The organism is Terriglobia bacterium (assembly GCA_020072785.1).
GTDB lineage: Bacteria > Acidobacteriota > Terriglobia > Acidiferrales > UBA7541 > Acidiferrum.
Genome location: JAIQGG010000001.1, coordinates 644,567 through 659,524 on the forward strand (window position 1 = coordinate 644,567; position 14,958 = coordinate 659,524).

The 14,958-nt window shown below is 62.9% G+C and carries 14 protein-coding genes; 12 read left to right on the top strand and 2 right to left on the bottom strand.

The features are described from left to right. Nucleotides 1–75: 75 nt before the first annotated feature. From moaA to LAN61_02800, 4 genes are all read left to right on the top strand, one after another. Nucleotides 76–1,059, top strand: coding sequence for a GTP 3',8-cyclase MoaA (gene moaA / locus LAN61_02785; protein ID MBZ5539426.1), 984 nt, complete (start codon nucleotides 76–78; stop codon nucleotides 1,057–1,059). A 104-nt stretch (nucleotides 1,060–1,163) separates the two neighbouring features. Continuing rightward, complete coding sequence (nadA, locus tag LAN61_02790; protein MBZ5539427.1) at nucleotides 1,164–2,303, top strand: quinolinate synthase NadA; 1,140 nt, start codon at nucleotides 1,164–1,166, stop codon at nucleotides 2,301–2,303. A gap of 38 nt (nucleotides 2,304–2,341) precedes the next feature. Continuing rightward, complete coding sequence (locus LAN61_02795; GenBank protein MBZ5539428.1) at nucleotides 2,342–2,809, top strand: DUF2203 domain-containing protein; 468 nt, start codon at nucleotides 2,342–2,344, stop codon at nucleotides 2,807–2,809. Nucleotides 2,810–2,873: 64 nt separating this feature from the next. Then, complete coding sequence (locus LAN61_02800) at nucleotides 2,874–4,991, top strand: thioredoxin domain-containing protein (protein MBZ5539429.1); 2,118 nt, start codon at nucleotides 2,874–2,876, stop codon at nucleotides 4,989–4,991. A gap of 2 nt (nucleotides 4,992–4,993) precedes the next feature. On the opposite strand, the gene LAN61_02805 is transcribed toward LAN61_02800, so the two are convergent. Next, nucleotides 4,994–5,620 carry a hypothetical protein gene (locus LAN61_02805; GenBank protein MBZ5539430.1) on the bottom strand — a complete coding sequence of 209 codons (627 nt, stop codon included), beginning with the start codon at nucleotides 5,618–5,620 and terminating at the stop codon, nucleotides 4,994–4,996. Nucleotides 5,621–5,709: 89 nt separating this feature from the next. Next, the gene (locus LAN61_02810) at nucleotides 5,710–6,282 is read right to left on the bottom strand and encodes a DinB family protein (GenBank protein MBZ5539431.1); all 573 of its coding nucleotides are present in this window, start codon (nucleotides 6,280–6,282) and stop codon (nucleotides 5,710–5,712) included. 200 nt (nucleotides 6,283–6,482) lie between these two features. Here LAN61_02810 and LAN61_02815 point away from each other — a divergent pair, with 200 nt between their 5' ends. The 8 genes from LAN61_02815 (at nucleotide 6,483) to LAN61_02850 (ending at nucleotide 14,768) form a co-directional block, all read left to right on the top strand. Further along, the gene (locus LAN61_02815) at nucleotides 6,483–7,835 is read left to right on the top strand and encodes a metallophosphoesterase (GenBank protein MBZ5539432.1); all 1,353 of its coding nucleotides are present in this window, start codon (nucleotides 6,483–6,485) and stop codon (nucleotides 7,833–7,835) included. A gap of 72 nt (nucleotides 7,836–7,907) precedes the next feature. Then, nucleotides 7,908–8,639: a DUF4197 domain-containing protein gene (locus tag LAN61_02820; GenBank protein ID MBZ5539433.1), complete on the top strand. Its 732-nt coding sequence runs from the start codon at nucleotides 7,908–7,910 to the stop codon at nucleotides 8,637–8,639. 583 nt (nucleotides 8,640–9,222) lie between these two features. Further along, nucleotides 9,223–10,665 carry a phosphomethylpyrimidine synthase ThiC gene (gene thiC, locus LAN61_02825; protein MBZ5539434.1) on the top strand — a complete coding sequence of 481 codons (1,443 nt, stop codon included), beginning with the start codon at nucleotides 9,223–9,225 and terminating at the stop codon, nucleotides 10,663–10,665. 162 nt (nucleotides 10,666–10,827) lie between these two features. Continuing rightward, nucleotides 10,828–11,520 (top strand): methyltransferase domain-containing protein, encoded by a 693-nt coding sequence (locus tag LAN61_02830; GenBank protein MBZ5539435.1) that lies wholly within the window; start codon nucleotides 10,828–10,830, stop codon nucleotides 11,518–11,520. Between the two features lie 420 nt (nucleotides 11,521–11,940). Next, on the top strand, nucleotides 11,941–12,879 hold the full coding sequence (locus LAN61_02835; GenBank protein MBZ5539436.1) for a diguanylate cyclase: 939 nt from the start codon (nucleotides 11,941–11,943) through the stop codon (nucleotides 12,877–12,879). Between the two features lie 194 nt (nucleotides 12,880–13,073). Further along, a complete protein-coding gene (locus tag LAN61_02840; GenBank protein MBZ5539437.1) occupies nucleotides 13,074–13,634 on the top strand; it encodes an NADH-quinone oxidoreductase subunit B in 561 nt (186 codons plus the stop codon). Between the two features lie 104 nt (nucleotides 13,635–13,738). Then, nucleotides 13,739–14,044 (top strand): Rieske 2Fe-2S domain-containing protein, encoded by a 306-nt coding sequence (locus LAN61_02845; protein MBZ5539438.1) that lies wholly within the window; start codon nucleotides 13,739–13,741, stop codon nucleotides 14,042–14,044. A gap of 265 nt (nucleotides 14,045–14,309) precedes the next feature. After that, nucleotides 14,310–14,768 carry an EVE domain-containing protein gene (locus LAN61_02850; protein ID MBZ5539439.1) on the top strand — a complete coding sequence of 153 codons (459 nt, stop codon included), beginning with the start codon at nucleotides 14,310–14,312 and terminating at the stop codon, nucleotides 14,766–14,768. Nucleotides 14,769–14,958: the final 190 nt, after the last annotated feature.

The following is a 14,958-nucleotide window of genomic DNA, read 5'->3' on the forward strand; positions in this document are numbered from 1 at the left end:
TCGGGCGTTCTTGTTTTCAGCAGAGCTCCTGGCGTGCTACGCCAGGGAAGGAAATCTAGCCGGCATCACCCGAGCATGATTCTTCAGGACAAATTCGGCCGTCCCATCACCGACCTGCGCATCTCGGTGACCGACCGCTGCAACTTCCGCTGCGTCTACTGCCGCTCCGCGAATCCCGAGAACTGCCGCCCCGAAAACGAAATCCTCTCCTGGGACGAATTGCTGCGCCTGGCGCGCGTCTTCTTTGGTCTGGGCATCCGCAAGATCCGCGTGACCGGCGGCGAACCCCTGGTCCGCCCGGGCGTCGAGGAATTCATCGCCCGCCTGCGCGCCCTGGGCTTCGAGGACCTCTCCATGACCACCAATGGCCACCTCCTCGCCGAGCGCTGCGACTCCCTGTTGCGCGCCGGCCTGCGCCGCGTAAACGTCAGCCTCGATTCCCTCGACCCGCTGGCCTTCGAACGCATTACTCGCACCCGTTCCTGCGCCTCGGTCATCGCCGGGATCGACGCCGTGCAGAGCTCCGGCCTGGCCCCCGCCAAAGTCAACGCCGTCCTCGTTCGCGGTATCAACGACGGCGAGGTGGAGGCCTTCGCGGCCTTCGCCCGCGACCGCGGCGTCATCATGCGCTTCATCGAATTCATGCCCCTGGACGCCGACCGCCACTGGACCCGCGACCTCATGGTTTCCGCCGCCGAAGTCCACCGCCGCATCGACGCCCAATGGAAGCTCGTGCCCATTCCCCACGCCCCCAGCGAAACCGCCCGCAAATACCGCTTCGCCGACGGCGCTCCCGGCGAGATCGGCCTCATCGCCCCGGTCACCCAGCCCTTCTGCGGCTACTGCTCGCGCATTCGCCTGACCGCCGACGGCAAGCTGCGCACCTGTCTGTTCAGCAAGGACGACCGCGACCTCCGCGGCCTGCTGCGCGGCGGGGCCTCCGGCGACGACCTGGCCTTCTACATCCGCTCCGTGGTGCACGAAAAGGAAGAGGGGCACCGCATCAACGCCCCGGACTTCGCGCCCCCTTCGCGGACCATGGTGTTCATCGGCGGGTAGGTGGCAAATACCACCAAAAAGCGGCAGAATTCATCTAACTGGCAGAGGTTAACCGGTCGCCCGAAACAGCCTGGACCATGGCCACTCTGATCAATCTTTCGAAAATGCCTTCGCTGGCGGGCATCCAGCAGCCCGCCACCCTGCGTCCCCCGGAGATCGAGCCGGGGGTGGCCTGTGGTTTTGACAGCTACCTCCTCACCCCAGACACCTCCTGCAACGAGCGCATCGCCGCGGCCAAGGCCCGCCTCGGCAAGGACGTAGTCATCCTCGGCCATCACTACCAGCGCGACGAAGTCATCCAGTTCGCCGATTTTCGCGGCGATTCCCTCAAGCTTTCCCAGCAGGCTGCCGAGGCCCAGGGCCGCTATATCATTTTCTGCGGCGTGCACTTCATGGCCGAAAGCGCCGATATCCTCCGCCGCTCGCACCAGGAGGTCATCCTCCCGGACCTCAGCGCCGGCTGCTCCATGGCCGACATGGCCGATATCGGCCAGGTAGAGACCTGCTGGAATGAGATCCAGGCCCTCGGCGAACTAAAAGTCGTGCCTGTCACCTACATGAACTCCACCGCGGCCATCAAGGCCTTTACCGGCGAGCACGGCGGTTCGGTATGCACCAGTTCCAATGCCGCGGCGGTGATGCGCTGGGCTTTCGAGCGCGGCGAACGCGTCCTCTTTCTCCCTGACGAGCATCTCGGCCGCAACACCGCTTTCCGTATGGGTATTCCCCTCGATCGCATGATCGTCTGGGATCCCTACCAGGAGCTCGGTGGCAACTCTCCTGAGGCTGTGCGCAACGCCAAAGTGATTCTCTGGAAGGGCTACTGCTCCGTGCACCAGCGCTTCCTGCCCGAGCACGTGGCCAAGGTGCGCCGCGAACATCCCGGCATCCGTGTCATTGTGCACCCGGAGTGCCGCTTCGAGGTGGTGCAAGCCGCCGACGAAATCGGCTCGACCGAAGGCATCGTCAAGGCCGTGCAGGCGTCGCCACCGGGCTCGCAGTGGGCCGTGGGCACGGAAATCCATCTGGTCCACCGGCTGGGCGAGGAGCTGAAAGACCGCTCTGTGATGTCCCTGGATCCCAACGTCTGCGTCTGTTCCACCATGTTCCGTATCACGCCGCAGCACCTGCTCTGGGCCCTGGAAAACTTGGTCGCCGGCAATGTGGTCAACCGCATTGCCGTGGACGACCGCACGCGCCACTATGCTCGCATCGCTCTGGAGCGCATGCTGAGCCTGCGCTGAAGCCGCCCTCCAGCGCATTGCGCACAAGGGACGAGACTATGCCCGACCAAGACAACGACGCCCCCGAACAGCCCCAGCATTTCTTCACCCTCGGCGAGGCGGAGCGTGCCCGCAAGGAGCTCGAGCCGGTCCTCGTCGAGGCCATGGACTGCCGCAAACGCCTCTCCGGCCTGGATGAGAACCTCTCCGCGGTGTCTACGCGCATCATGATGATGGGTGGCGTCCTTGTGCCCTACCAGAAGCTTACGGAGCTACGCGTCGAGCAGCGCCAGCTCGCGGAAGCTCTGCAGGCCGCCCTCGAGCGCATCGGTTCCTCCGGCTGCGTGGTGAAGGATCTGGACGCCGGCCTGCTCGATTTTCCCGCCATCATCGGCAACGAAGAGGTCTATCTCTGCTGGAAGATCGGCGAGGACCGCATTCGCTATTATCACCGCCGGGACGAAGGCTTCGCGGGACGCAAGCCGCTCGATCCCCGCGACCGCGGTCCTGGCGACGACGTACAGTAATAGCTTCTGAATTTTTGCGCAGTGGGCGGGCTGCAGCCCGCCCTTCTTTTCGAGAGGATAGTCCGTGTCCCTACTTCCCCAAAACCGCTTGAAGGATTCTTCCAGCCCCTATCTGCGCTCTGCCGCGCACCAGCCCATCGGCTGGCACGAATGGGGCGAAGACGCCTTTGCCCGCGCCCGCGCCGAAGACAAGCCCATCCTCCTCGACATCGGCGCCGTCTGGTGCCACTGGTGCCACGTCATCGACCGCGAAAGCTACGAGAACGCCGGCATCGCCGCCCTCATCAACGAACACTACGTCGCCGTCAAAGTGGACCGCGACGAGCGCCCCGACGTCGATTCCCGCTACCAGTCCGCCATCAGCGCTCTTTCCGGACAAGGCGGCTGGCCCCTCACCGGCTTTCTCCTCCCGGACGGCAAGCCCTTCTTTGGCGGCACCTATTTCCCGCCCGAGGATCGCATGGGCCGCCCGGGCTTCCGCCGCATCCTCCTTGCCGTCGCCGACGCCTACCGCACCAAGCGCGCGGAGCTGGAGGGCGCGGCCCAGTCGCTGGCCGCAGCCGTGGCCCAGGCGGAAATCTTCACCGGGGCGCGCGCCGGCTTTGATCCCGCCGTCGTCGATGCCCAAATCCGCTCCATCTTGCAGCTCTTCGACAGCAAGAACGGCGGCTTCGGCAATGCCCCGAAGTTTCCCCATTCCTCGGCGCTGGACCTCGTCCTCGAGCGCTACCAGCAGTCCAAGGAAGAGCACCTGCGGGCGCTGGCTGCCACCACCCTCGAAAAAATGGCCCGCGGCGGCGTCTACGACCAGCTCGCCGGCGGCTTCCACCGCTACTCCGTGGATGAGCGCTGGCTCGTGCCGCACTTCGAGAAGATGAGCTATGACAATTCCGAGCTGTTGCGCAATTACCTGCACGGCTGGCAGATGACCCGGAAGCCGCTTCTCCGCGAAGCCGCCGAGGGCATCATCGACTGGGTCAACGAAGTGCTCTCCGATCAGAGCAACGGTGGCTTCTACGCCAGCCAGGACGCCGACGTTTCTCTGGACGACGACGGCGACTACTTCACCTGGACTCAGGAAGAGTTGCGCGCCGTGCTCTCGCCCGAGGAAGCGCGCGTGATGGAGCTGCACTACGATGTCGAGCCGCACGGCGAGATGCACCACAACCCGGCCAAGAACGTTCTGTGGATCGCGCGCGACGCCGCGGAGATCGCCGCAACGCTGGCGAAGCACGAGGCGGAAATCGAAATGACCATCGTCCACGCCAACGGCAAGCTGCTCGCCGCGCGCCTGGAGCGCCCCACGCCCTACGTGGACCAGACTCTGTACACTGCCTGGAACGCCATGTTCGTCTCCGCGTATCTGGAAGCAGCGCGCGTGCTTGGCGGCGCTCTCGGCGAGCGCTGCCGAGCCTTCGCCCTGCAAACGCTCGAGCGCATGCTCCGCGAAGTCTGGAGCGAGTCCCGGGGCTTCGGCCACCGCATCGGCGGTTCCGCGCTCGCGGGCTCGCTGGACGACCAGGTCTTCGGCGTCCTGGCGCTGCTGGATGCCTACGAATTCACGCTGGATCCGCGCTGGTTCCGCGCGGCCCAGCGCACTCTCGACCTGACCATCGCCCGCTACGGCGACGCCGAAGCCGGCGGCTTCTTCGATCGCGCCTCCGATGCCGCGCCCCTGGGCGGCCTCGACGTGCGCCGCAAGCCTTTCCAGGATTCGCCCACGCCCAGCGCCAATTCCGTGGCTGCCATCGCTCTCGTGCGCATGCACAGCTACACCGGGGAAGAACGCTACTCCGCCTTCGCCCAGAAAACCCTGGAAGCTTTTGCCGGCGTGGCTCCGCAATACGGCATGTTCGCGGCCACTTACGGCCTCGCCGCCACGCTCTTTGCGCGCCATCCCCTGCAGGTCGTCGTCACCGGTCCCGCCGGCGACGTTGCGGCAGACAAACTCCAGGATGCCGCGCACAGTGTCTACCGTTTTGGAAAAGCCGTCTTGCGCCTTACCCCCGGCGCATCCCTCGAAAATCTCGCCGGCGCCCTGCAACAGACCCTGCCGCACCTCCCGGCGGATAAGCCTCTGGCCATCGTCTGCGCCGGCCAGACCTGCCTGCCGCCCACCAGCGATCCCGAGCAGCTTCGCGCGCTGCTCGAAGGCCCCGCCGCCGGCGTCACCGCGGACTGACCCTATGGTATTCCGCCAGCCGTCTGCTTCTCCCGCACGAATTCATATCGGTCCGAGAACGCTTCCGCATCTTCCGCATGGGTCAATGCAAAGTTCCGCAGCTCCTCGGTTGTAGCGGTGATCAATAAGCCGTCATCCGTATCCAGCGTTGCAAGAGCGAGTTTGCCGGCTTTGACCTGTTTCTTTACCCAGGGGTTGTTCAGAAATTCAATACGCAGAGTTTTCTCGTCTGCGTGGATCCGGGCGATCATGTGTGCCGTCACCACGGGATAGGGGTAGAAGGTAAAGTCGCGGTCCTCCGTGTCGGGCCCTTCAAAATCCATGAATAGAAAATTGCCCAACTTAACGATGCGCGCGGTACTGACGAGGCCGCCCTGATCCTTCCGCTTCGTGTCGGACGCTGTCACGTTGTAACTCAGACCATCCTTCCCCCGGGCGAAGATCCAGAGCGGCTCGTCGCTTTTCGCTTCTTCCTTTGTCGGCTCCGCGTGCCGCCATTCTCCCAGCATCTGCTCGTCAAAAATCTTGTCTTCCCGGATATAAAGCGAAAACAGAGCCATCGCTGGCCCGCAACTCACCAATGCCGATGCGAGGCCAATCACAGCAAAAAAGAGAAGAGTCTGTTTCATCTTGTCCTCCTGCGGAAAAATCGGCCGGAGCCTGCTTGCGCGGTTTGCCGCCGGCCGGTTTCAGGCTGGAAATAACTTGTGGAACAGGCTTACTTGCGGGGTCGCGATTCGGGCGGCACGAGCTTGTTCAGCCGGTAGTAGACCACCAGCTGGCCGTAATGCTCCTGCGCGTGCGTCGAGAGCATGTCGGCGAGGTCGTCCACCCGGGTCATGGCGTTGGCGAAGGGATGCTTGACCTCGGCGGCAAGACCCGCGTCGCCCTTGGCTTTGATCACTTCGGCGCCGTCCGTGAACGACTTCTTCACCGCGGCGACGACGTCGGCCTTGGTCTTGTACTTGTCCCGCGGCAGCTCTTCCCCTCCATCCTTCGTGCCCTTGACCGCGTCCGCCAGGAAGTAGTTCACCGCCGAGACGTGCAGCAGCTGCTCGGCAAACGTGCGCACTTCCGGCGTCGGTTTGTATTCTAGTTTGTCTTCGGGGAAGTCCTCGGCCATGGCGATGAGCTTGCGGCCGGCCTCGTTCCACCGTGCTAGCACCGCCTCGGAAGCGCTGGGCGCAGCCTTCGGCGTGTCTTGCTTCTTCGCGGCTTCCTGCGCGAACGCCGGCAGCGCCGCGAGGCTCACCAATACGGCCAGAGCCAGGATCGAAATACTCTTTTTCATGTGGTTTTGTCCTCCATCGAATTTGCGTTCCGGAAATTCCATTTCCAGCAGGCCACTCGCCTGGTTTCGTGCTATGCCCGAATCCGCCCCCGGCGGAGTCGAAGGACCCCCATCATACTTAGGAAAACGCGGGCGGTCAGCGGAATTGCACGGGCACTAATCATGCTAGACTTAAGGTTCCAAATGGAGACGAAGCAACGGTGAATTGGGGCTGGTTGTTCATTCGCATCGCGGTCATGCTGAGCGTGCTGACGCTGCTGGTGTTGTCGCAGCGCTTTTGGCACCGCGCGCTGTGGCGCGTCACCTCGAACTGGGGACGCGTGTGGCTGCGCGTGGCACTGCGCCTGGCCTATATCCTCGTCCTGCTGCTGGTGATTGCCGCCGCGGCCGATGCCATCCGCATGAACCACCGGCATCTCATCCGCACATCGTCTCTGGTCTCCGGTCTGGCCGGCCTGTGGTTTTCGAGCGCCCTGTTCGCCTATCTCGGGGTGAAGTCCATCCACGGACTGGATCGCGGCTGGCACTGGCTCGGCCGGCGCCACGCGGCACAGTCCGGTGAAAAAACGGCGGACGCGGGAAGCGCTGCGCCGCCGGCCGTCGAAATCCTAGCGAGTCCGGGGCGGCGCTATTTTTTCCAGACGGCCACAGCCGTGGCCGGCGCGGCTCCATTTTTCGGCGTCATGTACGGCTTCGCCGCGGAGCGCCTGAAATATCAGGTGCGGCGCATCGAAGTGCCGCTGGCCCATCTGCCGCCAGCGCTGGACGGCATGAAGATCGCGCAGATCAGCGACATTCACCTGAGCGGATATATGACCCGCGAGCAGGTGCGCCGCGCCGTGGACATGGCCAACGAGCTGGCCGCGGACCTGGCCGTGGTCACCGGAGACTTCATCACCGGGGCAAACGACCCGCTGGCGGACTGCATCGAGGAGTTGCGCGCGCTGCGTGCGCCGCTGGGCGTCTGGGGCTGCAACGGCAATCACGAAATCTATGCCAAGGCCGAGGATGCGGCGCAGCTCCTCTTCGCCCAGGCGGGAATGAAGCTGCTGCGGCAGGAGAGCGCGCAGCTCAGTTGGCGAGGCGCGCAGTTCAACCTGATCGGCATGGATTACCAGCGCGAGCGCACGCCCAGCGGGCGGCGCCTGCCCATGCTGGTGCATGCCGAGCCGTTGGTGCGCCGCGACATGCCCAATATCCTGCTTTCGCACAATCCCAACTCGTTCCATCGCGCAGCGGAATTGGGCATCGAGCTTACCCTTTCCGGGCACACACACGGAGGGCAGGTACAGGTCGAAATCCTGGATCACCGCTTCAGTCCCGCGCGTTTTATCACCGACTACATCGCCGGCCTCTACCAGCGCCCGCTCTTTGCTCCCGCGGGCACCGGCCGCGCCGCGGCGACCTTGCTGCCCGCAGCCGAAATGCGTCTCACGGATCCTAGCCCGCTCGGCGCCGCACTGTACGTCAATCGCGGCCTGGGGACCGTCGGGGCTCCCGTACGTCTCGGCGTCCCGCCGGAGATCACGCTCCTCGTTCTGCGTCGCGCCTAGCCAGCTCATTTTTAGCGGGCTGCGGCCCGCTCTTGTCTTCGCGGTAGAGTGGCCTTGCGAGGAGAAAATCCGATGAAACCGCTGCGCTCCTGCCTGCTTCTTTTCACTCTGACGGGGCTGCTCGCCGCCGCTCCTGCGGGCGCTCAAATTCAGATCGGGGAGGCGGCCAAACAGCTCGGGCTGGGGAAATCCGCCACGCTGCCGGAGGGCAAGGTGGCCTCCGGACTGAAGGAGGCGCTGCGCGTGGGCGCGGACAACGCCGTGAAATACACGGGGCGCAAGGACGGGTATTTCGCAAACGCGGCGATCAAGATCCTGATGCCCAGGAATTTGCGGCCGATCGAAAAAGGGCTGCGCGCGGTGGGCTACGGTCCGAAGGTGGACGAATTCATCCTGAGCATGAACCGCGCAGCGGAGCAGGCCGCTCCTGAGGCCCGGTTGATCTTCCGCGACGCCATCCTGGAGATGACCTTCGAGGATGCCCGGAAGATCCTGAACGGCAGCGATACCGCGGCCACCGAATATTTCCAGGCGCATACCACCAGCCGGCTCACCGCGGCCTTCCGGCCCGTGGTGAAGCAAGCCATGCGCGAAAACGGCGTCACCGTGCAGTACGAAGCGCTCATCGGCAAGTATGAATCGCTGCCGTTCATGAAAGGCCCCACGTTCGACATCAACGATTACGTGGTGAGCCAGGCGCTGAACGGGCTGTTCTACATGCTCGGGGAAGAAGAAAAGAAAATCCGCAAGAACCCGGCCGCGCGCGTCACCAGCCTGCTCAAGGAAGTCTTCGCCAAGCATTGAGCCCCCTTCTGGACGCGTTACAAAAGTTGTGGAAAAATGTGGATATCTGCCTCCCCACCCCCGGTGTTTTTCGTAAGCGAGGCAAATGCAGGACTTACAGAGAAGGGGTGCGTAAGAATGGCAAATAGAGGACTTAAAAGTGTGTGTTTGCATAGTGATGCGCAGTAGTGCGTAAGAGGGTGAAAAGAAGTGAAGAGGTAATGAAGAATGAGGGCAGAGGGGGCGCGGGGAAGCAGGGAGTGAAGTAGCGAGGAGGTTTCGAACGACGATCGGCGATAACACGGAAAATGATAACAGATATGTAACGGTAATGCAATGTAATAGCTAGCAGTTTTCGAATGGGTTGTGGAAAAGGGTGCAAGATCTCGACCCTGTGGAATGCAACGCAGGCGGCGGGCGCTCGGCGCCGAGGGGCCGGCGGCATCCCGCGCTTTCTTCCGTTTCCGTGTGCACAGGCGGAAGCCTGTGCTACCCGAATGAGGCAGCGGTTGCGGCACCCCCTCGCCGGTGCGATAATTTGCATTCCACGCGGGGGCATGGCGGATGCGCCGACGTGTAGCGTTTTAGCGATTTAGGGGGCTCTATGGCACTGCGTGATGGCTGGATCGAGAAGCGGGAAGCGGCGGCGGCGAAGGCGAGCGGCAATGGCAACGGCCAGCATGCCTCCGATGGACGCAATATGACGCAGATGCATCTGGCGCGGCAGGGCGTGATCACGGAAGAGATGACGTACGTGGCGACGCGGGAAAAGCTGGAGCCGGAGCTGGTGCGCAGCGAAGTGGCGCGCGGGCGGGCGATCATCCCCGCGAACATTCACCACCGCAACCTGGAGCCGATGGGGATCGGCATCGCCTTCGGGTGCAAGATCAACGCCAATATCGGAAACTCCTCGACCACATCGAATGTGGAGGAAGAGTTGAAGAAGCTGCACCACGCGGTGCACTACGGCTCGGACACGGTGATGGATCTTTCGACCGGCGGAGATATCGCGACGATCCGCAAGGCGATCATCGCGGCTTCGCCCGTGCCGGTGGGCACGGTGCCGGTGTATGAAGCGCTGTCACGGGTGCGGCGTCCGGAAGACCTGACGTTCGAGCTGATGAGGGAAGTGATCGAAGAGCAGGCCGAGCAGGGCGTGGACTACATGACGATTCACGCCGGGGTACTTCGCGAGCATGTGCCGCTGGTGCGCAAGCGGATCACGGGGATCGTGAGCCGCGGCGGGTCACTCATGGCGCATTGGATGGAGCATCATAAGAAGCAGAATTTTCTTTACGAGCGGTTCGATGAGCTGTGCCAGGTCTTCCAGAAGCACGACGTGAACTTCTCGCTGGGGGATGGATTGCGGCCGGGGTGCATCGCGGACGCCAGCGACGCGGCGCAGTTCGCGGAGCTGAAGGTGCTCGGGGAGCTGACCACCAAGGCCTGGGAGCACGATGTACAGGTGATGATCGAAGGCCCGGGGCACGTGCCGCTGGACAAGATCAAGGAGCAGGTGGACAAGGAGATGGAATGGTGCCACGAAGCGCCGTTCTATACGCTCGGCCCGCTGGTGATTGACATCGCACCGGGCTATGACCACATCACCAGCGCGATCGGGGCGGCGATGATCGGATGGCATGGGGCGTCGATGCTGTGCTACGTGACGCCGAAGGAACACCTGGGGCTGCCGAACCCGGAGGACGTAAAGCAGGGAGTGATCGCATACAAGATCGCAGCGCACGCGGCGGACGTGGCGCGGCACCGGCCGGGCGCGCGGGATCGCGACGACGCGCTGAGCTATGCGCGGTTCCTGTTCGACTGGAACAAGCAGTTCGAGCTATCGCTGGACCCGGAAACGGCGCGGGCCATGCACGATGAATCGCTGCCGGACGATTTTTACAAGGACGCGAAGTTCTGCTCGATGTGCGGGCCGAAGTTCTGCTCGATGAACATTACGCAGATGGCCGATAGCGAAGGCGGGCACGACCAGACGGAGCGGAAGCTAAAGTTCGTGGAGTTGCTGACGAAGGTGCAGAAAGCGTAGAGCTTTGCCGGGCTGCTGACGAAGCGCGAACGCAGGCTGCTGTAGCCAAAGCCTTGTCCAGACTATTCGCGTATGCGCGAGCGGATCGAGAAAGCCCGGCCTCCGAAGATGCCGGCTAAAGTTTTACCCCCAATGCCGGAAGCCAAACCGAACGACAATTGTATGCGTGACCGCGAAGCGGTCAACCTGCGCGAAGAGTTCAATCGCTGGGCCGAGGATGGGCGCGGCGAAGGCATGGAGCAGGACCATCTGCCGATCACGCTGCCGGTGCTGGAGAAGATGCGCCTCAGGGCGGCGGAAAACGTCCTGGATGTGGGCTGCGGGGCGGGGTGGCTGGCGCGGCGGCTGGCCAAGCTGGTTCCGGAAGGGCGCGTAGTAGGCATGGATATTTCGGATGAGATGGTGCGGCGGGCGCGGCGTGGTTCGCTGGAATACGAGAATCTGCTGTACGTGGTGGGGGAAGTGGGGGAGATTCCCTGGGAAGTGAATTTCTTTGCGCACGCGATTTCGGTGGAGTCGGCGTACTACTGGCCGGACCCTGCGGCGGGGCTGGGGGAGATCTTCCGGGTGCTGCAAGACGGGGGCGCGGCGTGGGTGCTCATCAACTACTACCGCGAAAACCCGCACTGTCATCAGTGGGCGAAGCATTATGAGGTGGCGACGCATCTGCTTTCGGGCGAGGAGTGGACGGAACATTTCCGGAATGCAGGCTTTGAGAATGTTGCGCATTCGCGGGTGGTGGATCCTTCGCCGACGCCGGAGGTGTATGGGGGGCGGTGGTTCCGGGATGCGGCGCAGTTGCGGGCGTTCAAGGCGGAAGGGGCGCTGCTGGTGCATGGGGTGAAGAAGGGCTGAGCGGTCGCTAAGAAAATTGCGCATTGCACACAGGGGCAGGTGAGATCCTCTCCGGCGGGAACCGGAATCTCCGATCGTCCCGGTAAACGGCACCGGGACTCAGGATGACAGGTGTAGCGGAGTTCTTCAGTGGTTAGCTAGGATTTTTCCTCGCGGGATTTCCAATTTTCCCAATCAGTGAGGACGGCGCCGAGCATGGCGTGGCCGGCTTTGTGCGGCCAATGGGCGGGCTGTTTGCGCAGGTTGCGCTGGGAGAGCAGAGCGGGAAAGTACAGTAACCAGTTGTCGCAAGCCCGAAAAGGGAGGCTTTTATCCGCATTCGAGCGCGTGCTAGGTTGGGGGAACGTTGCCCAAGTCTTCTTGACGCAGCCGGATGGAAAGACGAAAGCCGGGCCACAGGGCCAAGGCCGGGAGAGATCCATGAGTGATCCTGGGCAAGGTTTCCAGGTGCTGGTGGTGGATGATTCGGTGGTCAGCCGCAAGCTGGTGGAGAATACGCTTTCGAACGGGCCGTATACGCTGCTGTTCGCGAAGGACGGCCGCGAAGCGCTGGAGCTGTTCGCGCAGCATCTGCCGCACCTGGTGATCACGGACTGGATGATGCCCGACATCTCCGGGGTGGAGCTGTGCCGGAAGATCCGCGAGGAGTATCAGGGTTCCTACACTTACATCATCCTGCTCACCAGCGTGACGGAAAAAGAGAGCGTGGTACAGGGACTGAGCGCCGGGGCGGATGATTATCTCACCAAGCCATTTCATTCCGACGAATTGCTGGCACGCATCGGGGTGGGGCGGCGGATTACGCAACTGAACCGGGAGATCGCCGCGAAGAACATGCTGCTGGAAGAGATCGCGCATACCGATCCGTTGACGGGATTGCCGAACCGGCGGGCCATTGAAATGTGGGCGGACCGGCAATTGAAAGGGGCAGAACGGCACGGCTATCCGATGTGGGTGGTGCTGGCGGACCTGGATGCGTTCAAGCCGGTGAACGACACCTATGGGCATGAAGCCGGGGACCGGGTATTGCGGCGGTTTGCGGAAGTTCTGAGGGCCAACACGCGTGCGGCGGACATCTGCGGGCGAATGGGCGGAGACGAATTCATTCACGTGGCGAGCCATGCGGAGAAGGAGAATGTGGAGCGCGTGGTGGGGCGGCTGCGCGAGCAGATTGCGGCGCAAGAGTTCGTGTTCGGCGGAAAGAGCGTGTCGGTGACGGCGAGTTTTGGCGCGGCGGTGTGCCAGGGGAATCCTACGCCGGAGTTCGGCGCGCTGGTGGCGGCGGCGGATGAAGCGCTGTATGCGGCCAAACGCGCGGGCGGAAACCAGATGAAGCTGGTTACCCTGGAAGGCTCCTGAAACGCTGCGGCGCGCCAGCACCGGTGAAAAGCGATACGGGCGTATCTGCGTAGTCCTTTCCATGCGTGACCGGGAAGCGGTCAACTTGCATTGATTTTTTCCACGAATAGATCCCGTCCGCGAGGACTGGACTGGGTCCGGAGGGGGCGATATACTCGGCGCGCCGGGGCGCGCATTCCGGGGGAAAATATCCGATGGGCCTCATCGATCAACGGTTCGAGAAGAATTTCATGATCACGTCGGTGGACTACGTCTTCAACTGGGCGCGAAAGAGCGCGATCTGGCCGCTGACGTTCGGGCTGGCGTGCTGCGCGATCGAGATGATTGCGGCGACGACGTCGCGGTTCGACATGGCGCGGTTCGGGGCGGAAGTGTTCCGGCCGTCGCCGCGGCAGGCGGACCTGATGATCGTGGCAGGGACGGTGACGCTGAAGATGGCGCCGGTGCTGAAGCGCGTGTGGGAGCAGATGCCGGACCCCAAGTGGTGCATCTCGATGGGGGCGTGCTCGAGCGTGGGCGGGCCGTTCAATGCCTATCCGGTGCTGCAGGGCGTGGACCGGATCGTGCCGGTAGATGTGTACGTGGTGGGTTGTCCGCCGCGGCCGGAGGGGCTGTTCTACGCGCTGCTGAAGCTGCAGGACAAGATCGATCAGATGTCTCTGGCGAAGAGGCCGACGGAAGTGCGCTTGCAACCAGGGATGGTGGAGGAGTTCAAGCGCGGGGTGATGGTGGCGCAGACGATGGAGCCGCGGTAAGCGAAATTCGAAGCGCGAAAATCGAAATACGAAAATCGGGAAGAATCTGCGCCTGGGAAGAGGGGATTGAGGCGAGGGGCGAGAAACCGGACTGAGGAGCGGGAATGGGATTGCAGCGGGTGGCGAAGGTAGCGGAGATTCCGGCGGGGACGATCCGGGAGTTTCAGGTGGAGGGGAAGGCCATCGCCCTGGCGAATGTGGGCGGGAAATTCCACGCCATTAACAATTCGTGCCTGCACCGTGGGGGACCGCTGGGCGGGGGCGTACTGGAGGGGCAGGTGGTAACTTGCCCATGGCACGGGTGGCAGTTTGACGTGACCAGCGGGAAAGTCATGCAGAACCCCGCGGTGGGGGTGGACTGCTACTCCCTGGAGGTGCATGGGGAAGATATTTTCGTGAATGTGGGATAAAAAGGGTCTCCGCAGCTACCCGCCATTGAATTTTCTATCTATCTTAATATCAATAAGATGCGTTTAGTTAAGAGCAGTGTTTCAGGTTCCCAGTGGAGGCGCTTACCATTGCCGGTGGAGCGGCTGGGGAGGGACCAGACGGCCTGTGGGGGAGGGGCGATGTGTCAGATGGGGTGGGGCCGGGACTGAATTTTCGGTCTAAACTGCACATTTCATTTCGCTTTTTTCGCTATCGCGTGTATATTGCGGCGGGAAAAAATCTGCGATGGCTATGCCGACCGCGCAACGACACTATTGGATCTTCAGCGCTGATCCCCATTATTATCATTGGGATACGCTGTTCGTGAAGGGTAAGGAGATGTGGCATGGGGCGGGGTCCAAGGCCGACGCCAATCGCGCGCTGAAACAAGTGCGCAAGGGCGACCGCGTCCTGTGCTACCACGCGGCTCCGGAGCGCTCGATCTATTCGATCGCGGAAGTAACGCGGGACCCGTATCCCGATCCGCACGACAGTAAGGGCAAGAACCTGGTGGCTGACCTGCGGGCGTTTGAGAGGCTGCCGCGGCAGGTGGCGCTGGCGGAGTTGCGGGCGAACCGGACGCTGCGCAAGGTGAAACTGCTGAAAAACGTGCGGCTGATCGTCTCTGCGATTACAGAAGAGGAGTACGTGGAAATCCTACGGATGGCGGGAGTGGTGGCGATGCCGGGGATCTCCATCTCCTGAGGCGTTCTGCGCTGGGCTTCGCCGCGGCATTCGTGCGGGAGCGCCCCGCGTCCTGGAAGAGCACTTTACGTTCCCCGCCAAGCCTTGACCTGCGCAAGCGCGTATGCGCGATTCCGGGGTGAGCCGGGAATTCACGAGAACATTTTCAGTGCGGGGTACGTCCAATCAACAGACAGGATTCCGGGCAGAG